Origin of the sequence: Kaistella antarctica, assembly GCF_900109615.1 — a bacterium.
Taxonomy (GTDB): Bacteria; Bacteroidota; Bacteroidia; order Flavobacteriales; family Weeksellaceae; genus Kaistella; species Kaistella antarctica.
Map to the genome: position 1 here is coordinate 461,818 of NZ_FOIX01000001.1, position 21,350 is coordinate 483,167.

The 21,350-nt window shown below is 37.1% G+C and carries 18 protein-coding genes; 7 read left to right on the forward strand and 11 right to left on the reverse strand.

What is annotated here, in order from left to right:
• Positions 1–28: 28 nt before the first annotated feature.
• From BMX49_RS02205 to BMX49_RS02215, 3 genes are all read right to left on the reverse strand, one after another.
• A complete protein-coding gene (locus BMX49_RS02205; protein WP_051803643.1) occupies positions 29–499 on the reverse strand; it encodes a hypothetical protein in 471 nt (156 codons plus the stop codon).
• 33 nt (positions 500–532) lie between these two features.
• Positions 533–3,205, reverse strand: a complete 2,673-nt coding sequence (locus BMX49_RS02210; protein ID WP_034718217.1) for a TonB-dependent receptor domain-containing protein — start codon at positions 3,203–3,205, stop codon at positions 533–535.
• A 69-nt stretch (positions 3,206–3,274) separates the two neighbouring features.
• Positions 3,275–3,646, reverse strand: a complete 372-nt coding sequence (locus tag BMX49_RS02215) for a hypothetical protein (RefSeq protein WP_034718219.1) — start codon at positions 3,644–3,646, stop codon at positions 3,275–3,277.
• A 143-nt stretch (positions 3,647–3,789) separates the two neighbouring features.
• Between BMX49_RS02215 and BMX49_RS02220 the strand changes: the two genes are divergently transcribed.
• Positions 3,790–4,554, forward strand: coding sequence for a murein L,D-transpeptidase catalytic domain family protein (locus BMX49_RS02220; protein WP_034718222.1), 765 nt, complete (start codon positions 3,790–3,792; stop codon positions 4,552–4,554).
• 56 nt (positions 4,555–4,610) lie between these two features.
• Here the strand turns inward: BMX49_RS02220 and BMX49_RS02225 are convergent, their stop codons facing one another.
• The gene (locus BMX49_RS02225; protein ID WP_034718224.1) at positions 4,611–5,420 is read right to left on the reverse strand and encodes a GLPGLI family protein; all 810 of its coding nucleotides are present in this window, start codon (positions 5,418–5,420) and stop codon (positions 4,611–4,613) included.
• Between the two features lie 136 nt (positions 5,421–5,556).
• Here BMX49_RS02225 and BMX49_RS02230 point away from each other — a divergent pair, with 136 nt between their 5' ends.
• From BMX49_RS02230 to sufD, 5 genes are all read left to right on the forward strand, one after another.
• Positions 5,557–5,886 (forward strand): HesB/IscA family protein, encoded by a 330-nt coding sequence (locus BMX49_RS02230; RefSeq protein ID WP_034718226.1) that lies wholly within the window; start codon positions 5,557–5,559, stop codon positions 5,884–5,886.
• 21 nt (positions 5,887–5,907) lie between these two features.
• Entirely contained in the window at positions 5,908–7,359 is a 1,452-nt protein-coding gene (gene sufB, locus BMX49_RS02235; RefSeq protein ID WP_034718228.1) for a Fe-S cluster assembly protein SufB, read from the forward strand.
• A gap of 122 nt (positions 7,360–7,481) precedes the next feature.
• Positions 7,482–8,225, forward strand: a complete 744-nt coding sequence (gene sufC / locus BMX49_RS02240; RefSeq protein WP_034718231.1) for a Fe-S cluster assembly ATPase SufC — start codon at positions 7,482–7,484, stop codon at positions 8,223–8,225.
• Between the two features lie 30 nt (positions 8,226–8,255).
• Positions 8,256–8,666: a four helix bundle protein gene (locus BMX49_RS02245; RefSeq protein ID WP_034718233.1), complete on the forward strand. Its 411-nt coding sequence runs from the start codon at positions 8,256–8,258 to the stop codon at positions 8,664–8,666.
• 49 nt (positions 8,667–8,715) lie between these two features.
• Entirely contained in the window at positions 8,716–10,035 is a 1,320-nt protein-coding gene (gene sufD, locus BMX49_RS02250) for a Fe-S cluster assembly protein SufD (protein ID WP_034718236.1), read from the forward strand.
• A gap of 217 nt (positions 10,036–10,252) precedes the next feature.
• Here sufD and BMX49_RS02255 read toward each other — a convergent pair whose 3' ends face one another.
• Together BMX49_RS02255 and scpA are read right to left on the reverse strand one after the other, a co-directional pair.
• A complete protein-coding gene (locus BMX49_RS02255) occupies positions 10,253–12,823 on the reverse strand; it encodes a T9SS-dependent M36 family metallopeptidase (protein ID WP_051803646.1) in 2,571 nt (856 codons plus the stop codon).
• A 334-nt stretch (positions 12,824–13,157) separates the two neighbouring features.
• On the reverse strand, positions 13,158–15,275 hold the full coding sequence (scpA, locus tag BMX49_RS02260) for a methylmalonyl-CoA mutase (protein WP_034718239.1): 2,118 nt from the start codon (positions 15,273–15,275) through the stop codon (positions 13,158–13,160).
• A 152-nt stretch (positions 15,276–15,427) separates the two neighbouring features.
• On the opposite strand from scpA, the gene BMX49_RS02265 reads away from it, so the two are divergent.
• Complete coding sequence (locus tag BMX49_RS02265) at positions 15,428–16,171, forward strand: hypothetical protein (protein WP_034718242.1); 744 nt, start codon at positions 15,428–15,430, stop codon at positions 16,169–16,171.
• Positions 16,172–16,277: 106 nt separating this feature from the next.
• Here BMX49_RS02265 and BMX49_RS02270 read toward each other — a convergent pair whose 3' ends face one another.
• The 5 genes from BMX49_RS02270 to BMX49_RS02290 all read right to left on the reverse strand — a co-directional run bounded on the left by BMX49_RS02270 (position 16,278) and on the right by BMX49_RS02290 (position 21,225).
• Positions 16,278–16,484 carry a hypothetical protein gene (locus BMX49_RS02270; RefSeq protein ID WP_126337180.1) on the reverse strand — a complete coding sequence of 69 codons (207 nt, stop codon included), beginning with the start codon at positions 16,482–16,484 and terminating at the stop codon, positions 16,278–16,280.
• A gap of 130 nt (positions 16,485–16,614) precedes the next feature.
• Positions 16,615–17,703: a peptide chain release factor 1 gene (prfA, locus tag BMX49_RS02275; RefSeq protein ID WP_034718247.1), complete on the reverse strand. Its 1,089-nt coding sequence runs from the start codon at positions 17,701–17,703 to the stop codon at positions 16,615–16,617.
• Between the two features lie 296 nt (positions 17,704–17,999).
• On the reverse strand, positions 18,000–18,278 hold the full coding sequence (locus tag BMX49_RS02280; protein ID WP_034718249.1) for a hypothetical protein: 279 nt from the start codon (positions 18,276–18,278) through the stop codon (positions 18,000–18,002).
• Between the two features lie 92 nt (positions 18,279–18,370).
• Positions 18,371–19,978 (reverse strand): fumarate hydratase, encoded by a 1,608-nt coding sequence (locus BMX49_RS02285; protein ID WP_034718252.1) that lies wholly within the window; start codon positions 19,976–19,978, stop codon positions 18,371–18,373.
• A gap of 167 nt (positions 19,979–20,145) precedes the next feature.
• Positions 20,146–21,225: a helix-turn-helix transcriptional regulator gene (locus tag BMX49_RS02290; protein WP_034718255.1), complete on the reverse strand. Its 1,080-nt coding sequence runs from the start codon at positions 21,223–21,225 to the stop codon at positions 20,146–20,148.
• Positions 21,226–21,350: the final 125 nt, after the last annotated feature.

Consider the following 21,350-nt stretch of genomic DNA (forward strand, 5'->3'; position numbering starts at 1 on the left):
CTGACTTCCCTATTTTAAATTCTTTCCTTTAAGTTAATGGAGCACCAACTTCTAAATCACAACGGTGATGAGGTTGGCCATGTGCTGGATTATTAGCTGGTTTTGGACCATTTGCCTGCACGGGTGCGACTGCTGGAGCCAAAGAAGGCGAAATTGGATTGGTGTTGAAACTGCTGTTTGCAGAACTTTGCTGTGGCATCACTTGCGGTGCTGCATTTTGTGGCGGCGCACTATCAATCAGAGCTCCAACTGGAATCTCGCAACGGTGATAAGGTTGACCATGTTCTGGATTTAATGCTGGCTTATCAGCAGAACTTTTGGCAGCAATTGCTGTAGCATCTTGAGAAACCAATTCTCCATTTGTAGAGATCTGAGCATCAACTTTCGTTGAATCATTCATTTGACTTGCAACTGCGGCAGTTTCTGTTGAAGATGCCTCTTTTTTGTCGCACGAATAAAGAAGGGCAGCACTGGCTATTAATAAAGGTAATATTCTCATGTTTTCTATTTTTTTCAAAAGTAAGAAATTTATTTAGAACTTAAAGTCCAACCCGAAATACACATTGGCTCCCATAATCGGTGCGTAAACCATTCCCGCGTCAAAATAATTTCCGAAAGGATTTTGTACATCAATAATCGGATTGTTTTGAGTGTAGCCTAATAAGTTTTCACCACCAACATAAGCGCGGATGTTTTTATTAAAGTTTCTTGAAATCTGTGCATTGAGTGTGGAATAGCTTTTCGAGAATTCTGGCAATCTGTATTCTAAAGGATTAGAATTCAAGTTTGGAAGTTTCTGCTTTCCAATTAATTGAAGCGTGGTGTCGATATTCCAAAAGGCGCCTTTGTCCGTTTTGTCGGTAGAATAAGAGGCGTTGAAAAACCCTCTGTTTTTCGGCATAAAAGGAATTTCTCTTTTACCTCCAAGAAATTCTGCCTGCACATCATAATATTTGTAAGCTAGTCTCAGTTCTAGATTCTTTGCTGGGGCAAAATCCAACTGGGTTTGGAAACTGTTCGCAAATGATTCACCTTCTAAATTATAAAAAACAAGTTTCTGTGGAGAAATATCTAAATCTGCCAAAACCTGATTTTGGAAATCTGTTCTAAAGAAATCTGCTACTAAAGTCGCTTTTCTATTGAATAATTTAAACTCCTGTTGCACACTTGCTCCGTAATTCCAGGCGATCTCAGGTTTTAGGTCGTAGATTTTTCCTCCATTTCCTAAAATTTCGATTTGTCGGTTCGATCCAAAATATTGCTGACTTTCGGCAAAAACATTGGCCGTTCTAAAACCTCTTCCGGCTGAAAGACGTAGAATTGTTTTGTCGGTTACATCATATTTAAAGTTTAAACGTGGCGTAAATTGGGTCCCAGCCAGATTATGAAAATCCGTTCTTGCTCCCGCAACCAAAGTATATTTTAATCCTGTCAAAGTATATTCGAAGAACACTCCAGGAACGGTTTCTGTTCTTTTATAATTTTGAGTCAAATAATCTTCATCATATTGATCATAGAGAAAACTTGCTCCAGTTTTAAACTTATTGTTTGAATTTCCAATAATACTTTCAAAAACTAAGTTGGAGTAGAACGTGTTTTGATTTCCCCAATAATTTCTATTTCCGAAGAAGCTGTCTTGTTGATGGGTCGTAAACTGGTTCATCCAACCAATACTCTGGTAAGGTTTATCTTTAAAGACGTAACCCGTTTTATTCCAAATTTCAAATCTGGAAAGATCAATTCCGACGCCGTAAGCAGTTTGTTTAGAACGGTCAATTTTCTTATCAAAAGTAGTTTGTCCGCCAAATCTTTGATCTTTCACAAAACTAATTCCGAAATGCGTTCCTAATCCAGAATGATCTAAATCATTATAATTTAAAAGATAAGCCGCGTTAATTTGATTTCCTGTCGGTTGATCTAAAAAACCATCATCATTAGAATCAGTTTTACTTAAAGTGGCATTTCCATGAAGTAAAACCGATTGGTTCCAATGTTCATTGAGTTGCGTCGTAGAAGTGATATTGGTTTCTACTCTCCCATGAACATCACCGAAAAAGTTGATTGATGTTTCAGGATTATCGTTGGCTTTTAAAAGTTCGGTATTGATTTGTCCCGTGATGCTTTCGTAACCGTTAACCACTGTACTTCCTCCTTTTGTCAGTTGAATTCCACCAATCCATCTCCCGGGAATTAAATTCAGACCATAAGGTGCAGCCAATCCACGAATTGATGGCAAAAGTTCTTTGGTCAAAGAAGTATATTTTTGATCTAAACCCAACATCTTCAATTGCTTGGTTCCTGTTACCGCATTGGTAAATGAAACATCTACCGTTGCATTGGTTTCGAAACTTTCAGATAAATTACAGCAAGCTGCTTTTAATAATTCTTTACCTCCGATATTAAAGGTTAAGCCGGTTTCTTTTTTGCTTAAAGCTGTAGCGTCTGCTAACCTAATCAATCTCACTTCCTCAATTGATTTGTCGAAATGATCAGCGTGTTGTGAGAAATCTTTTTTCGGCGCTGCTGATTCTGCTTCGTCATCGTGAACCAAATCACTTTTTACGCCTAGTGGTAATTCTCGGTCGTACAAACAACATCCTGGTAGATTCTTATACGTATCATCGGTAGAGGTGAATTTTTCATTATCATGGCCGACATCTGCAATTTTCTTTAAGATTAGGTCTGCAGAAGTTTTCGCAGGATCAAAATTTAAGGTAACCATCTGGGTATTTGAATCCCAACTTGAGGAATCAGCACCAGCACTTGTAGCGGCTTTCTCGATTCGCGATTTACAAGAACTGCAGTTTCCGCGTACGAAAAATTGATTGTCTTGCTTTACAGGTTGTTCTGTAATTGCTGTTTTCAGAAAAGAGGGTTCTCTTTCGTACAAACAACATCCAGGTAATTGATCATAGGTTTGAGTTGGTGCAGAATAAAGTTCATTATCATGGCCAACTTCTGCAATTTGCTTTAGAATTTGATCTGATGAAGTTTTATCAGCATCAAATTCGATGTCGAGCTTTTGAGTGGTGGCATTCCAGTTCGCGGTTTTTGCTCCCGTTTTTTTGGCGGAGGTTTCAATTCTATCTTTACACATCCCACATTCACCTTTTACAAGAAAGGTGGATTTAGTAGTGGTTTGAGCGAATAAGAAAGAAGTAAATAATAGGGAAAATAAGCAAAGACTTTTTAACAAAGTTTTCATTTTTAAAAATAAGTTAATTAACAAAATAAGGTTGCCAAAAGAACATTCTTTTAGCTGTAATCTAAGGTGTTAACCTGTTTTAGGCGGTTGCCAAATATTTTGAAAATTTGAAGAAAAGTAAAAATTTCCGTACTCGAAAGTGAGCGTTTTTTCGAACAAATGCTGACTTGAAGTTTGGCTAATTTCTGGTGAAAGATAATTCATCACAAAATGAACCGTGCAAGAATGACATTGCGTACAATCGTCAGTGCAATTGTTTTTCTCGGATTCTTTACTGGAGTTTTCAGTATGGCAAGATTGGGTCTGTTCCTTCTGGCAACACTCATCATTGCTCATTTGATCGCAACATTCAATCACACTTTGTGCAAATACCATCTGCTTGGGTAGAATAAAAATACTCAACCCAAAAACAATAAAAAATATTTTCAAAGTTCTTGACATGCTTTTGCAAAAATAATAAATTAAATCGAAGTAACCTGATCATCGTTAAATCTTCTTAATTAAAGTTAAAAATTGATCATTCAATCGCTTGATAACTAATTAACTGTAATTTTGCACTGTAAAATTATTTAGCACAACATTCTATGAAAAAAATCCTTTTTCCCTTAATAACTGTTTTGTTTTTCGCTACTTCTTTTTATAAGATAGAGGATTCTAAGCAAATTATAGCAGAAACACCATCAAAAATTCAAGCACAAAATACAGTTCTTTCTATTGAGCCGAAGTCTAATTCAGCTTATGCTGAAGAAATTTACTCCGCACTTGCTTTCGAAAATAGTAATCAACTCCAACCAGATGTTTTTTCAAAAGCTTTTTTAGGCTTTACCAATCTTAAAAAAGAAGGGAAATTAGATGAAGAGGCACATTTATTGACCATTTGCGATTTTTCATTGTCATCTGCTCAAAAAAGATTGTGGGTTATTGATCTGAATGAAAAGAAAGTTGTTTTTAATTCTTTGGTCGCACACGGAAAAAATACGGGTGAAGAGTTCGCACAGAAATTTTCAAACACAGAAAGTTCTTACCAAAGCAGTCTCGGTTTTTACATCACTGAAACAACATACAGCGGTTCAAACGGTTATTCATTGAAACTTTTAGGAATGGATTCCGGTTATAATGATGCGGCCTTGCAACGAGCTATAGTAATGCACGGGGCTGATTATGTGAGTGAAGATTTCATTAAAAATCAAAAAAGGTTAGGCAGAAGTTGGGGATGCCCTGCGGTGCCAAGAGCGCTGGCAGAACCAATCATCAATACCATAAAAGGTAAAAACTGTCTCTTCATCTATTATCCTGACAATCAATATTTGTCTAGTTCGAAATGGTTGAAAGTAGAAGAGAATATTTAATTTATCAGCAATCAAAAATCCCGGTTAACATTTGCTAACCGGGATTTTTGTATATTTTATTTCAACTCAATCGGATTGTTGTTTTTCTTGATCTGTTCTTTTTGCCGGTCCTCCATTTGTTTTCGCTGGTTGGGATCCATTTGAATTCTGAATGATCCACCACTGCTACTCAATACTGCAACTGCTGCAGCTGGATCTTTTCGGAATTGCTCTTGTTGTTTTTCGAAAGCGGTTCTTTTTAAAGGAATGGTAGAACCTCTTTGATCGAAACTGGCAACCTCACTAATTTTTTTCGACTCTTTTAAATCGAAACTGTAATCACCTTTAGAATCTTCTACTTTTACAATTAAACCTGGTAATCCTGAGAATTTATAAGGACCATCTTGAAAAGGAACTTCGGAAGTAAACCAAGCATACCAAGTTCGCCCTCCAAATTGAGTTTCCGCTTTTTGAGTTTTATAGTCACCAATCTTTACAGTCTCAGGAAGGATTTTCCAATCCATCGGTCGGTCTTCTTCGTAGGCATATTGATCTCTCAGAATTCTTGCTTTGTATAATTTCTTTCCTGTCTTGTAATCCTTTTCAATAATGAAATCCATATTGCTTCGCAAATTCTGCATCTGCGTTCTATCAAAATTAAAATTTCCTGTCTGTCTCATTCTTCCCATGATCGAATCTCTTTTCAGGCGATTTTCAGCGTAGAAAATAGAATTTCCGGCGGCGATATCGAGATTAGCGATTTCAGTTTTTATCGTATTTCGGTCAGTGGAATCTGGCTTCATCGTGACTTGATAAACGAAACGATTTGCTTGCGCAAAAACAATTTGGGAGCAAATGCCCAAAAAGAGGAGTCCTAATTTTCTCATTATTTATTGATTTGAATTTTTCTTAAAAGTTAAGTATGACGGTCTATTACATTGATAGACAAATATACCGAAGCGAATTTGATATTCATTATATTATTAGTAATTTTGCAATCTAAATTCAGTCTAAATAAAAACAATGATAAAAGTGAGCGATCATGCAAAAGAAAAAGCCATTCAGTTAATGACTGAAGATGGTTTCAAACCTTTTGACGATTATATAAGAGTCGGTGTAAAAAGCGGTGGTTGTTCTGGTTTAGAATATGTTCTGAAATTTGACAATCAAAAAGACGATTCAGATCAGGTTTTTGAAGATAATGGGATTAAAATCATTATCGATAAAAAATCAGTATTATATCTGGCGGGGACTGTACTTGAATTTTCAGGTGGTTTGAATGGAAAAGGTTTTGTGTTCAACAACCCGAACGCAAACAGAACTTGCGGCTGCGGTGAGAGTTTCTCACTGTAAAACATTTAATTTTTATATAAAATGGCAACAAAATATACAGAAGACGATTTAAGAGTCGATCTAGAAAATCAACAATACGAATACGGTTTTACAACGGATATTGAGTACGACGATTTTCCAATTGGTTTATCAGAAGAAATCGTAAGAATGATTTCTGCTAAAAAAGAAGAGCCGGAATGGATGACCGAATGGCGATTGGAATCCTACAGAATGTGGCTGAAAATGGAAGAGCCAGATTGGGCCAATGTAACTTATGAAAAAATTGATTTTCAATCGATCAGATATTACGCAGCACCAAAGGTCAAACCAGAACTAGCTAGTTTAGATGAGGTAGATCCGGAGTTATTGAAAACTTTTGCAAAACTTGGAATCAACATAGAAGAACAGAAAAGATTATCAGGAGTCGCGATGGACATTGTCATCGATTCCGTTTCGGTAAAAACTACTTTTCAAAAAACTTTAAAAGAGAAGGGAATTATTTTCTGTCCGATTTCGGAAGCAATCCGTGATTATCCAGAATTGGTTCGTAAATATATTGGTAAAGTCGTTCCTAGAGGTGATAACTTCTATGCCGCGTTAAATTCGGCCGTGTTTTCAGACGGAAGTTTTTGCTACATCCCGAAAGGCGTAAGATGTCCGATGGAACTATCAACCTACTTTAGAATCAACCAATCCGGAAGTGGGCAGTTCGAAAGAACTTTGTTGATCGCCGACGAAGGAAGCTACGTTTCATACTTGGAAGGTTGCACCGCACCAGCACGAGATGAAAATCAATTACACGCTGCCGTCGTGGAATTGATTGCGATGGATGATGCTGAAATTAAATATTCGACCGTTCAAAACTGGTTCCCTGGAGATTCAGAAGGAAAAGGTGGAGTTTTCAATTTCGTAACAAAACGCGGAATTTGTGAGAAAAATGCAAAAATATCTTGGACTCAAGTTGAGACAGGTTCAGCCGTAACCTGGAAATATCCAAGCTGTATTTTAAAAGGTGATAATTCAATCGGAGAATTTTATTCCATCGCTGTAACCAATCATCATCAGTTTGCAGATACGGGAACAAAGATGATTCACATCGGGAAAAACACAAGATCAACGATTATTTCTAAAGGTATTTCTGCTGGAAAATCAAACAACTCGTATCGAGGTTTGGTGAAAATGATGCCTTCAGCGAAGGGAGCGCGTAACTTTTCACAATGTGATTCTCTATTAATGGGTAATGCATGTGGCGCACATACTTTCCCTTACATCGAAGTTAAAAATCCAACGGCCCAATTAGAACACGAAGCAACGACCTCAAAAATTGGTGAAGATCAAATCTTCTATTGTAACCAAAGAGGAATCAGTACCGAGAAAGCGATCGCCCTAATTGTCAACGGTTTCGGAAAAGAAGTACTCAATCAATTACCGATGGAATTCGCCATGGAAGCCCAGAAATTACTGGAAATTTCTTTAGAAGGTTCCGTAGGATAAGCCACGAATTGGCGAAATAAAATAACATAGGTTAAAACCCTATGAAAAAAATCATAACAGTAAAAAAACAGGAAGTCATTAATTTTAAATAATTAAAACAACCTAACTACCTTATTCATATTATGTTAAAAATTAACAATTTACACGCAAGAATCCAAGACGGAGCAGAAATTTTAAAAGGAATCAATCTACAAATCAATCCAGGCGAGGTTCACGCGATTATGGGACCAAACGGAGCGGGAAAATCTACGCTGGCTTCCGTTGTTGCCGGAAAAGATGATTATGAAGTGACCGAGGGTGAAATCCTTTTTGAAGGAAATAACATTATCGAAGATGCTCCTGAAGATAGAGCGCACAAAGGAATTTTCATGTCTTTCCAGTATCCAGTCGAAATTCCTGGAGTTACCGTTACCAACTTTATCAAAGCAGCCATTAATGAAAACCGAAAAGCAAAAGGTCTAGAAAATATGCCCGCAAAAGAAATGTTGGCTTTGGTTAAAGAAAACTCTGAAAAATTAAATATCAAAAGAGATTTCCTGATGCGTTCTCTGAACCAAGGATTTTCTGGTGGTGAGAAAAAGAGAAATGAAATTTTCCAGATGATGATGCTGAATCCAAAACTAGCCATCCTTGATGAAACCGATTCTGGATTAGATATCGATGCACTAAGAATTGTAGCCGACGGTGTTAATTCGTTTAGACAAGAAGGCAACGCAGTTTTGTTAATCACTCATTACCAAAGACTTTTAGAATACGTTCAGCCAGATTTCGTCCACGTTTTAGCCGATGGAAAAATCATCAAAACTGGTGATAAATCTTTAGCTTTAGAATTAGAAGACAAAGGATACGATTGGCTACTTAATTAATTTGAAATTTGATGTTTGAAATTTGATATTATGCCAACGATAAAAAACTTCGAAGATTTAGAAATTTGGCAAAAATCAAGAATACTTTGTCAAAATATAGACAGGCATTGTCTTAAAAATAACAAATTTCAAAAACATGATCAAAATCAAATCGATCGCTCTTCTGCTTCTGCTTCTGTGATGGATAATATTGCTGAAGGTTTTGAGAGGGAAGGAAACAGAGAATTTGCAAATTTTCTTACCATGTCGAAAGGATCTGCAGGAGAAGTCCGTTCTCAATTAATTAGAGCATTCGATCGAAATTATTTAGACGAAAGTACTTTTTTAATGCTTAAAGATGAAGCAATCAACATGTCCAAAAAGCTTTCTGGATTTATTAATTATCTTAAAAATTCGGAAGATAAAGGCAATAAATTTAATAGGAATAAAGAAAATGAATGATGTTTGAGCCCACAATTTCAAATATCAAACTTCAAATATCAAATATATAATGGCTCTATTAGAAAATATACAAAATAATCACACTGCTTTTTTAGAAACGCTTCAACACCGTTTTCTGGATGAGACCCGAAATGCTTCCTTGAAAAAGTTTTTTCATTTGGGTTTACCAACTAAAAAAGACGAGGAATACAAATACACCAACTTAAGAGAAATCACCGAAAAGAATTATAATTTCTTTCCGAAAGAAGCGCACACGATTTCAAAAGAACAAATTGACGAACTGCATTTGGGCGAAGAAAACTTCGACTGGATCGTCTTTGTTAATGGTAAATTACACAAAGAATTATCAAAAATATCAATTGGTAATGTCGAATTGCTGTCTTTCAATTATGCTTTAAATGATCCTCAACACAAAGATGTTTTTGATCAGTATTTCGATACGATTGCAGATAAGAATTTAGCTTTCACCAACTTGAATACGGCGTATTGCAAAATGGGCTTTTTCTTAAAGGTGCCTAAGAATGTCGTTATCGAAAAACCGATACACGTTTTCTATATCTCTCAAAATCAAGATGAAAATACTTTTTACAACACCCGTAATTTACTGGTAGCTGAAGAAGGTTCTAAAATTGAAGTGATCGAAAGTCACCATAATTTTGATGATACTTACGTTTTCACCAACTCTGTTACTGAGATTTTTACTTACCAGAATGCGAAAGCAGATTGGCACAAATTGCAAAATGACAGCAACACCTCCTACATGATGGATCACACTTTTGCGAAACAAGAACGTGATAGTTTGACGACGGTAAATACGTTTTCTTTTGGTGGAAAATTGGTGCGAAACAATTTAGATTTCATTCATAATGGCGAGAATATCAACTCCTTTATGAACGGAATTACAATCATAGGCGACGATCAACTGGTCGATCATCATACGGCCGTTCACCATAAAACGCCACATTGCGAAAGTTACCAAAACTACAAAGGAATTTACAAAGACCATTCTCGCGGAGTGTTCAACGGAAAAGTTTTCGTAGATAAAATCGCGCAGAAAACCAATGCTTATCAGCAAAACAATAATATTCTGCTCGATGAAGGTGCCAGTGTTGACACCAAACCACAACTCGAGATTTTTGCAGATGATGTAAAATGCTCGCACGGTTGTACGGTCGGTCAACTCAATGAAGATGCCATGTTCTACTTCCGTTCGCGAGGAATTTCGAAAAAGGAAGCGCAGGCAATGTTGTTATTTGCGTTTGCCAATGATGCGATGGAAAATATCGATATCGAACCGTTGAGAGTGAAAATCTCTAAGCTTCTGGCCGAAAAACTAGGAGTTGATATGTCGTTTGATGACGTTTATTAGGGCGACAAATTTCCGCCTGAGTTTAATCCTGAGCTTGTAGGATTAATCAAAAGAAACGGGCTTCGGCTCGTTTTTTTATTAGAACTAAGCAATGGCTTAATTCGAAATCTGGGACTCGTAGTCTTTTGCATCTAAAGAAATAATATAATGAAAGCCGAATAATAATTTCGGCTTTCATTCTTTAACTGTTTTATTTAAATCATTAATTTAATCGAATTTACTTCACAATTAATTTTTCTGTTTGTGATTTTGCACCTTGTACTATTTTAACCAAATATAATCCTGGATTTAGGCCTTTGGTAGAAATAGCTTGTTTGGAAGAAGATTTTCTATTTTCGGTTAAGAGTAACTTTCCTGATAGATCATAAACGCTAATTGTCGCCTCTTCCGTTGACTTATCGATATTCCCAACAAAAAACTCATCATAAGTTGGGTTGGGGAAAACGATGTAGCTTTTGTTCGAATCAACGTTAATAGCGGCCAGAGTACCAGCGCACTCGGCCGGGTAAGTGAAATTTTCTACCTGATCAGTTGCGTTTTGTTTATTACCTGCCGACGCCGTAACTCCTAAGCCTCGTTTTGCAAAAGCGCCCCAAATCATGCATTTGTTTTCGCCCCCAGTTGCAATTTGATCGGCTTGCAGTATGGCATTCCTTCCATCAATAAAAGTTGGATTACAGGCTTGAAGTTTCAAACCATCCATAACAACTTGAACTGCTTTTGCATTTCCCGAATTAGAATCTGCTAACAGCTCATTATTATAGCCGTATTTTTCGACATATTTCCAGGTAAGATCCCACAACATGGTCGCCCAGATAAACCCAATTGCATGTTCACCAGTTACAGTATTTGTTTTCGCGTACGTATAATTATTAATTGCAAAATCGGGAGAATATTTTGCTAACCGAAGACCAATGCCGTCTGTGGGCTGATCTTTAGAATAAGTTGACATTCCTCTTGGCATTGAAGACGTATCTCCCGGTCTCGCCGTAAGCATCAACCCAAAATAGTCAGACCATCCTTCGCCCATTTGCTCTGTAGAGTATGACATTGAAAGGCAATCGTATCCATCTCCGGTTAAGCGCCCAGAAATCCCATGTCCATATTCATGAATAACAATTGCATTATCTAAACTTGAATGTTTAAAACCATTAAAATCATTCTGCAAAGTTGCGTTAATCGTTTTTCCACCCGTAAGTTCCGACGCCAAAAAAAGACCTTCTTGTTTTCCCATATTGATTGCAGGAATCGTCACTTGGTACCCGTAACTTCCACCTCCCATATTTACGGCTTCGTTTACGGTTGGTCTGTAAATAATAACTCCAACTGCACCGGCTTTCTGAGCATTCAATACTTTAAGACTATACTCACAAGTTACACTAGTAATCAAGGCAATTTTTCCAGTAAGACTTCCCAAAGTTGGTTGCGAACAGCCACTTTCTGGAGTAGGAATTTTTAAATCACCAGTTACAGATTGACCCTCCAATAATAATTTGCCGAAAGAAGCACTGCCGGTTATTACTTTCGGACGAGCGGCGAGATCCGGTGGAGAATTAAATTGATATCTTAAAATAGGATCTTCCTCACTTTGGGCCCTGTTCCAAATGTACATTTGCATTCTTGGTGCTAAAACGTAAGTGGTTCCATCGTCGATAAATTCATAGCCTCTCATAAAATTAGCGTTATTAAGGCCGCTTCCATCGAATGCTTCTGCAGCTACCGAATCATTACCAACTCCTCCTTTACCAAAATTATTAGTTTGAAAATTCCGCGCAGATTCAGTAAACCCAAAATGGTAGAAGACATCATGAATTTTATTATTGATATAAAATAAATTGGTAATCGCGGTATCTTTGTAATTAAAGGGACTAATGTTTCTACCTTCAGCGTAGGGAAAATTAAAGATTAAACCCGCGCCTCCAGCTGGTGAATAGCCAGGTAAATCGGTATTGTTTTCGTCGGAATAAGCATACACATTATTTCCTCTTGTGGTGGTGTAACTATTGGTCCCATCAGAATGCCAGCCTTCGGGAGAAGCAGTTAAATCCCAAGGATTAGTTACCAGAGAAATCGGACCAAAAGTTGGTGCTTCTGTTGGCAGAGCAAAAACTTTATAAGATGCCGGCGAAGCATCAAAAGAAACATTATCAATGGTTGTACTGTGACTGATATGATGATCTGATGTTTGACCAATCTGGCTTTCTGATTCTGGTGAGAGGGCTTTGTCCTCAAAATTGCAGGATAATGTTAAATTACTTTTTAAAAGAATTTCACCTGTGGTCGCATCTGCAATTACATGCCAAACATCTGAAGAGTTTTTGTCGGAAATAAACACCTCGTTTGATAAAATATAAGAACTGTTTTTTTCAAAGTAGACATTTGGGAAATACTCAATTCGGGAGATTTGCTGTAAACCTAAGTTGCTTATGAGCATCTCTTCCGGAATTCTGGTGTTTAAAATAGAACCTTCAAAAGAAGGAACAGAGATTTTAGTTTTAAAATCATTCTTTTCAGAGATGACCTTTCCATTGCGTAAGATGACCTTTCCGAAAGCGTTGTACACTCTCAAACCATTATAAGTTTGTTGTACACTCACAATGTTTGCATTCATACTTTTGGAGACATCTTCATTGATAATTAGGACGCCTGCTTTACGATCGGTCTTGAGGAGTTCATTATTTTGCACATAATAATCCTTGACGAGCTTTTCAGAATTCTGCCCGTTCAAATAAGAAAAGGCAAAAAATGCAGCCACGGAAAGTGGCGCAAGAAATCGATTTTTTTTCATGGCTTTGTGTTTTTAAGAACTTAAAATTAAGAAGAATTTTTAGATAATCTTATGTTTTACATAAAAAGTATTTCAATAGGTGCATGAAGTACAGTGTTTTAGCCGGAAATGGCTGGAAAATTTGATCATAATTTTCTTAAAAAAATTACAGCAAAATTTTTTTAGAAATCGTAAAATATAAATCAAAGTAAGAAGAAAAGAGGTAAAGCGTTTTTAGTTAAGCTTTATCAAAAGCTTTACTAAAAAAAAGTAAATCATTGACGATTTACTTTTTGAATACTTCATTATTGTTGCGAAGGTTCAAAGAATAATTAAAAAAAGAAAAATCTTCTGTTTACTTTAAAAATCCTTCTAAAATCTCACATGCAGATTTCGGTAAATTGGTGCCTGGGCCGAAAATATAGTCTGCTCCGTTGGCGTAAAGAAACTCGTAATCCTGTTTTGGAATTACACCACCAACCACAATGGTAATATCATCAGCACCCAATTTCTTCAATTCTGCCACCACTTGCGGAACAAGAAATTTATGTCCGGCTGCTAAAGAAGAAACACCCAAAATGTGAATATCATTTTCGACGGCTTGTTTCGCTACTTCTTCCGGAGTTTGGAATAGTGGCGCGACATCAACGTCAAATCCCATATCGGCAAATGCTGTGGCTACTACTTTTGCACCACGATCGTGACCATCTTGTCCCATTTTTACGACCATAATTCTGGGTCGTCTTCCTTCGTTTTCTTCAAACTTTTCAGATAGTAAAAGGGCTTTTGGGAAATATTCATTCTTGCTTGCGTTCATGGCGTAAACTCCTTGTATGGTTCTGATATTGGCTTTGTATCTTCCGAAACTTTCTTCCATCGCATCGCTCATCTCTCCGAGTGTTACTCTTCTTCGGGCAGCTTCGATGCAGATTTCTAACAGATTTCCTTCGCCTGATTTTGCAGACTGTTTTAGCGTTTCTAAAATTTCTGTAATTGCTTCAGTATTTCGATCTCTTTTTATTTGATGGAGTCTTTCAATTTGTTTTCTACGAACTTCAGAATTATCGATATCTAAAATGTCCAACTCCATTTGTTTCTGGGTAGATTTAAAAGAATTAACTCCAATGATAAATTCTTCGCCACTATCGATTTTTGCTTGCTTTTTCGCCGCAGCTTCTTCGATTCTCATTTTCGGAATTCCGGCTTCGATGGCTTTGGTCATCCCACCTTCTTTTTCCACTTCATCGATAAATTTCATGGCTTCATCGATCATTTGCTGCGTCAGACTTTCAACCAAATGACTTCCGCCCATCGGATCTACAACATCGCAAATCCCGCTTTCTTGCTGTAAAATAATCTGGGTATTTCGAGCAATTTTCGCCGAATAATCGGTGGGTAAAGCGATGGCTTCATCTAGCGCATTTGTATGCAAAGACTGCGTGCCACCTAAAGCAGAAGCTAATGCTTCAATGGTCGTTCGGGTAATATTATTAAAAGGTTCTTGCTCCGTTAAGCTCCACCCAGATGTTTGCGAGTGAGTTCTTAAGGCTAAAGATTTTGGATTTTGTGGATTAAATGGCGTTAACAGTTTAGCCCAAATATATCTGGCTGCCCGCATTTTTGCGATTTCCATAAAATGGTTCATTCCGATTGCCCAAAAAAAGGATAAGCGTGGAGCAAAATCATCGATTTTCATTCCGGCTTTCATTCCCGTTCTTACATATTCTAAACCATCGGCTAAAGTATAAGCCATTTCTAAAACTGGCGTAGCTCCGGCTTCCTGCATGTGATATCCTGAAATCGAAATTGAATTAAACTTCGGAATATTCTTAGAGGCATATTCAAAAATATCAGCAATTATTTTCATGGAAGGTGTCGGCGGATAAATATAAGTATTCCGCACCATGAACTCTTTTAATATATCATTCTGAATGGTACCTGAAAGTTTGTCTTGAGAAACGCCCTGCTCTTCTGCGGCAACAATATAAAAAGCCAGAACTGGTAAAACAGCACCGTTCATCGTCATTGAAACTGAGATTTCATCCAAGGGGATTTCATTAAATAAAATCTTCATGTCTTCCACTGAATCAATGGCAACACCAGCTTTTCCGACATCACCTTCCACTCTTGGATGATCTGAATCGTAACCTCGGTGTGTGGCTAAATCGAAGGCAACCGACAACCCTTTTTGTCCTGCTGCCAAGTTTCTTCTGTAAAAAGCATTGGATTCTTCCGCGGTAGAAAATCCTGCATATTGACGAATGGTCCAAGGTTTCTGCACGTACATTGTCGAGTAAGGTCCGCGCAAATAGGGCGCAACTCCAGCCGCGTATTGTTTTTCTGTAAGTGTTTTTGAATCTTTTTCAGTGTAGGAAGATTTCATTTCCAAACCATCTTTTTCGAAAAAGTAAGGAAGTGTTGCTTCTGATTCTAAGGAAAAGTCAGGATTTGTATTTTGGATTTTTGTGCGCATTGTTCTTAGCTTAATAGGAAGTAAAGTTACGATTTTTTAAAAATTGTTATTTAGTTATTTCGTGAAGCATCCTATATTTACCAAAACTCCTAGACAATGAATAAATTGCAAGCTTTTCTATTTTCTATTTTCTATTTTCACTTTTCATCGGATTGATTTGTATTAATGCGCAGCAAACTATTGATTTTGAATATGCTCCACCTCAAAACTCTCATTTTATCATCAATAATAAAACTGAAACGGTTGGAACGGTGAAAATAAGTGGTGATAAAGCAGAAATGGAAGCACTCAAAAAAATTGGCTATAACCAAGATCGAAAAATGAGTTATGAGTTTGATATAGATGTTAATATGAAAACTTTTGAAAAAACTGAAGAATCATTCCCGTTCGAATTTAATTATGAGAAAATAAAAATTGATGTGGATAGTGATGGTAAGAAAAATAACCAACTCCTTTCTTTTTCTGATATTACGATAAGTGGTGATTTAAGAAAAGACAAAGAAGTAATCACTCATATCTCCCAATCTGGCGAGGACGCGAAAGATAATTTTATAAAATCGATGCCGAGGGAATTTTTACGTCAGATTATTTCTAAAAAAAGCATGAAAGTCGGAGATCAATTTATCTTTGAAAAAGCAATGCAGTCTGCTACTGCTCAATTTAAAATAAATGGGACTTTCTCTTATACTTTAAAGAAAATCGATCCAGAAGTAGCCTACTTTGAGATCATAATTAACTTGAAAAACGATCAAGACAGTTCGATGGTATTATCCGGAAATGGTACTGGAGAAATGGTCTACAACCATATTAACCACTATGTGCTTTCAGAAAACACAACGTCGAATATTGAGGCTAGTAAAATTGAAAGACCTTCAAGATTGAGGTTCAAACTTTGATGAAGAGTTGTTTTTCTATTATGTTAATAGAATAGCTATCACACCCTATCAAATAAAAAGAACCTGCAAATATTTTACAGGTTCTTCAATAACTAAATGTTTCTAATTATTTTGTGATATCTCCATCGCCGTCAGTAGCATCTTTTGCGCCCTCTTTAACCGCGTTTGCGCCATCTTTGATCGCTTTTCCAGTAGCATCAACTGCATTCTCAGCGGCATTATCTACAGCGTTGATTGTTGAGTCGTTGGTGATAGGCATAGAATCATTGTCTACAATTACTACAGATGCTGTAGTGTCTACGTCAGAATTCATGTCAACAGTTTCAGTTTTCTTGCATGAAATTAACGTGAAAGCTGCAACAGCTCCTAAAATAAAAATCGATTTTTTCATAATACTAAAATTTTGTAATTTTTTCAAAGATATTAAAATTATTTAAATGTCATTAATAATTATCTTCTTCCCCTTTCATTTTTTCAGCATTCTCTGCCATAATCACGGCATCAATCATTTCCTGTAGATCGCCATTCATATAAGCATCTAAATTATACATGGATTTGTTGATTCGATGATCGGTAACTCTTCCTTGAGAATAGTTATACGTTTTAATTTTTGCGGAGCGGTCACCAGTGGAAACCATTGATTTTCTTTGGGCAGCAACATCTCCAACTGCCTTTTGCAATTCGATGTCGTACAATTTTGTTCGAAGCATTTCCATGGCTAATTCACGGTTGGCCAATTGGGAGCGTGCTTGTTGACAGACAACCACCATTCCTGAAGGTTTGTGCGTTAACTGAACTTTGGTTTCTACTTTATTTACGTTTTGTCCACCAGCACCTCCAGATCTTGAAGTTTGCATTTCGATGTCTGCTGGATTTAATTCAAAATCAACTTCTTCCGCTTCTGGTAAAACTGCTACCGTAATTGCTGAAGTGTGAACACGACCTTGAGATTCTGTTTCTGGAACGCGTTGTACCCGGTGAACGCCCGATTCGAATTTCATGATACCATAAATTCCGTCATTTCCTTCCACTCGAACGATTAATTCTTTATATCCTTTTGAAGCCTCGTGTGCATCGGTGATTTCGTGTTTCCAACCTTTTGATTTGAAATACATGGCGTAGGCTCGGTAAACATCTTCCACAAAAATTGCGGCTTCATCGCCACCAGTTCCCGCTCTGAGTTCGACGATTACGTTTTTATCATCGGTTGGATCTTTTGGTATTAATAGAATTTTCAGCTGATCTTCTAAATCAGGAATTTTATCAAGCGCTTCATTCTTTTCAGCTTTTGCCATTTCAACAAACTCTTTATCAGAACCGTCAGCGATAATTTCGTCTGATTCTTCAATGGTCGTCAAAGCTTGTTTGTATTGATCGAAGACAGCAACGATCTTCCCCAAGTCGCTGTACTCTTTATTCAAGGTAGAATATTTCTTTTGATCAGAAATAATATCTGGTTGAATTATGAGGTCTGCAACTTCGTTGTAGCGTTGTTTGATGGCTTCGAGCTTCGGTATAAGTGACTTTGACATTTCTGAAATTTTGTGGTTGCAAAGATAAAGAAAAATGAACCAAGTTAAAAGAATCAATTTTGCGGTGTAAAGACGACTGAAACTTTATTATAGTCCCGATTGCAACGGCATCCTTTTTTGAGGCGGAACGACGAGGAAAAGATAGAGTGGAAAGCGGGTGAGAGCTTGATAAGAAATGAAAATGGTGGTGCTCCTAATAAAAAAATCAGTCTCTAAAAAATTAGAAACTGATGTATATATGATTTTGCTTTGCGATTGCTTTTCCCGAAATTAAAGTCGGAGAGCAATGACATCAACTAGTGATGACCGTCGGTGTGAAGAAATGGACCACGTCCTTTTGGGTTGCTGTAAAGAAGTTCTACGCCCTCTTGCTCAGTCATTATTTTTCTTCTTACTTCTTCTGGATCGAATGGTTTTGTTTTTCCGAAATACTCAGCCAATCCAGCGGTAAGCCAAAGTGGGATGATGTAACCGAAGAACATGAAAATACACCAGAATCCTACGAGAAACATGATGACGAAATAAACCGTCCAAAGGAACTGGTAGAAAGGGAAGAATGATGATAATAATACCATTGTAATAGATTTTAGGCAAAAATAGGATAAATTTCGATGAGGACAAAAGATTTACGCCTGATTTTTACAATTTAAATTGAGTATAAACTTAGTTAATGCGCAATTGATTCAAAGAAGTCGTTTCCTTTATCATCAGTAATGATGAAGGCTGGGAAATCTTTAATTTCAATTTTACGTACCGCTTCCATACCAAGTTCTTCGAAATCGAGAACTTCAACTGAGGTGATATTTTCTTTGGCCAAAATTGCAGCCGGTCCACCAATCGAACCAATGTAGAATCCGCCGTATTTATGACAAGCGTTGGTCACTTCTTTGGTGCGGTTTCCTTTGGCGAGCATAATCATGCTTCCGCCGTGAGATTGAAATTCGTCAACATAAACATCCATTCGTCCGGCTGTAGTTGGGCCGAAACTTCCAGAAGCCATTCCGACTGGAGTTTTTGCGGGACCTGCGTAATAGATTGGATGATTCTTGAAATATTCGGGCATCGGTTGACCGCTGTCAAGAAGTTCTTTAATTTTTGCGTGAGCGATATCTCGGGCGACGATTAAAGTTCCGTTCAGTTTCAAACGTGTTTTGATTGGATGTTTTGAAAGTTCTGCTAAAATTGCGGGCATCGGCTGATTCAAGTCAATCGAAACGGCTTCTTCTAAATGCGGTGGCGTTAAAGGCAAGAACTGTTTCGGATTAACTTCTAATTGTTCTAAGAAGATTCCGTCTTTATTAATTTTTCCTTTAATGTTTCGGTCAGCAGAACAGGAAACTCCCATTCCGACTGGACAACTTGCAGCATGACGAGGAAGACGAATAACGCGAACATCATGCGTTAAATATTTTCCACCAAACTGAGCTCCAATGGAACTTTCCTGGCAAATTTTCTGAACTCTCTGTTCCCATTCCAAATCACGGAAAGCTTGACCACCCATATTTCCTTCTGTCGGAAGATGATCATAATAACCGGCACTTGCTTTTTTCACGGCAGCTAAATTCGATTCAGCAGAAGTTCCACCGATCACAATCGCTAAATGGTAAGGCGGACAAGCCGCAGTTCCCAGATCCATAATTCTTTCTTTCACGAATGCTTCAAGAGAACTGTCGTTCAACAAAGATTTCGTTTTTTGATACAAGAACGTTTTATTGGCAGAACCTCCGCCTTTTGCAATGAATAAGAATTTATATTCGTTCCCTTGTTCAGCATAAATATCAATTTGAGCTGGAAGATTAGAACCGGAATTCTTTTCTTCAAACATGGTTAAAGGAACGATTTGAGAATATCTTAAATTCTTTTCCTGATAGGTATTATAAATTCCTTTTGAAATCCAGGCAGCATCTTCAACGCCTGTGTAAACGTTTTCGCCTTTTTTGGCCACACAGATTGCGGTTCCGGTATCTTGACAAGAAGGTAAAGCGCCTTCAATTGCCACGGCAGCATTTTGTAAAAGATTGTAGGCAACGAAACGATCGTTATCTGTTGCTTCTGGATCGTCGATGATTTTTTTAAGTTTTGCTAAATGAGAAGAACGAAGCATGAAAGATACGTCTGCTAAAGCATTCTCTGCCAATAATTCCAAGGCTCTTGGATCGACGGTCAAAATTTCACGATCGCCTAAAGTTTCTATTTTTACATATTCTGAACTCAACTTCTTGTACTGAGTGTCATCTTTTAGAATTGGAAAAGGCTCTTGATAATGGAAGTCCATAGTTTAATTTTTAGAAACGTAAAAATAGGCAAATTAAAAACTCTTCTTCTATGAATCTACTGCTATTTCTAAAATAGAAAAGGTGGAGACTAAGCCTTCACCTTTGTTGTGGAAAGATTTTTATTCTCTTTCATCATTTGTTAGGACAAATTTAACACATAACATTGTCACAGATTGTCAACCACGTGACAAGGACGAAAAGAGTTGTTTGAAATCAGAGCCGAATCATCTTCATAATACTGAACCATTTCCCGGTATTTTTCAAAGACCAGATTGTGAAGAAGGTCTGGTTTCAGGACTTTTACATTAGACATCCATTGAAATATCCAACCGACAAGTTCCCGATTGATACCGCAGTTTAAAGTCATTACAAAATTTCCATTTTCCAGTTGCTTAAAAGCTTGGGATTCGTGCCAAAATAGATTGTGTACAAAGTTTCCGGTTCGTTTCGTAAATTCAAGTTCAATATCATACACTTCATGATTGATATTTTGAGTAATCCCAAAACGGCTTAAAAGCTCCGTTTCTAATTTTTGCAACAAATCGTTATTGTCAAAAGGGTCGTTCGTCAATTTATATTTTTCGATTTGCTCCAATCCAAATATTAAAAGTTGATCATTGTTTTCAAGAAACCCTGAAATATGCACCACTCCACGGTGATAAAGAATCTGAATCGGTAGAAACATCTGAGGAAAAACAATATGAGAAGAGATCGAGGTGTAATCGTAGTTAACAGACTGCAATTCCATAATTCTTTTATTCTGAACGCTCCAAATGCAATCGTCTAAGATTTGCGGGTGATCTGTAAAATCGGATCCTTCAAAAAAATGACTAGATGTAATTTGCTGTTTTGCAACATCTACAAAATGTTCAAAGTGGCTCTTACTATGCTTTTGGTAGAAGAGTCTGCGCATTTTTTCGATTGAATCTTTGCGGGAAGAGGTTACGGCTAAGGGAAGAAAATGTTGAAAGAGAATATAGGAGTTGATATCGAATTCCGTCAAGGGCTCCTCATCGTTGATGTATTCAATCTTCCAAGATTTTCTATTTTTTTCACCGACAGTAACCACTAATTTTTGGTCAGATAACATCAAAGAATTTTCCAGATCTTCCAAATCCCGATAAAATGTTCGCGGTGATATTTGCACGCCGTTTTTGTTCGCCCAGGCAGATAACATTTCGATCGTTACAGGACCAGATTTCAAACGACTGTAAATCATCATCAATCTTTTCGATTTTTCCGACATTATTTGGAATTTATACCTAAAGTTAGCGATTTTAAACCGTACTAATTGTCTTTATACATTAAAGCCGTTGATTTATATCATGACGATTTTTTGTGGGTCAATTTTAAAATCATTATTTTTAAGGA

Bases quoted from the DNA above. Each gene is read 5' to 3' on its own strand.
- BMX49_RS02205 (WP_051803643.1), bottom strand. From the start codon at position 499: ATGAGAATATTACCTTTATTAATAGCCAGTGCTGCCCTTCTTTATTCG.
- BMX49_RS02210 (WP_034718217.1), bottom strand. From the start codon at position 3,205: ATGAAAACTTTGTTAAAAAGTCTTTGCTTATTTTCCCTATTATTTACT.
- BMX49_RS02215 (WP_034718219.1), bottom strand. From the start codon at position 3,646: ATGTCAAGAACTTTGAAAATATTTTTTATTGTTTTTGGGTTGAGTATT.
- BMX49_RS02220 (WP_034718222.1), top strand. From the start codon at position 3,790: ATGAAAAAAATCCTTTTTCCCTTAATAACTGTTTTGTTTTTCGCTACT.
- BMX49_RS02225 (WP_034718224.1), bottom strand. From the start codon at position 5,420: ATGAGAAAATTAGGACTCCTCTTTTTGGGCATTTGCTCCCAAATTGTT.
- BMX49_RS02230 (WP_034718226.1), top strand. From the start codon at position 5,557: ATGATAAAAGTGAGCGATCATGCAAAAGAAAAAGCCATTCAGTTAATG.
- sufB (WP_034718228.1), top strand. From the start codon at position 5,908: ATGGCAACAAAATATACAGAAGACGATTTAAGAGTCGATCTAGAAAAT.
- sufC (WP_034718231.1), top strand. From the start codon at position 7,482: ATGTTAAAAATTAACAATTTACACGCAAGAATCCAAGACGGAGCAGAA.
- BMX49_RS02245 (WP_034718233.1), top strand. From the start codon at position 8,256: ATGCCAACGATAAAAAACTTCGAAGATTTAGAAATTTGGCAAAAATCA.
- sufD (WP_034718236.1), top strand. From the start codon at position 8,716: ATGGCTCTATTAGAAAATATACAAAATAATCACACTGCTTTTTTAGAA.
- BMX49_RS02255 (WP_051803646.1), bottom strand. From the start codon at position 12,823: ATGAAAAAAAATCGATTTCTTGCGCCACTTTCCGTGGCTGCATTTTTT.
- scpA (WP_034718239.1), bottom strand. From the start codon at position 15,275: ATGCGCACAAAAATCCAAAATACAAATCCTGACTTTTCCTTAGAATCA.
- BMX49_RS02270 (WP_126337180.1), bottom strand. From the start codon at position 16,484: ATGAATTCTGACGTAGACACTACAGCATCTGTAGTAATTGTAGACAAT.
- prfA (WP_034718247.1), bottom strand. From the start codon at position 17,703: ATGTCAAAGTCACTTATACCGAAGCTCGAAGCCATCAAACAACGCTAC.
- BMX49_RS02280 (WP_034718249.1), bottom strand. From the start codon at position 18,278: ATGGTATTATTATCATCATTCTTCCCTTTCTACCAGTTCCTTTGGACG.
- BMX49_RS02285 (WP_034718252.1), bottom strand. From the start codon at position 19,978: ATGGACTTCCATTATCAAGAGCCTTTTCCAATTCTAAAAGATGACACT.
- BMX49_RS02290 (WP_034718255.1), bottom strand. From the start codon at position 21,225: ATGTCGGAAAAATCGAAAAGATTGATGATGATTTACAGTCGTTTGAAA.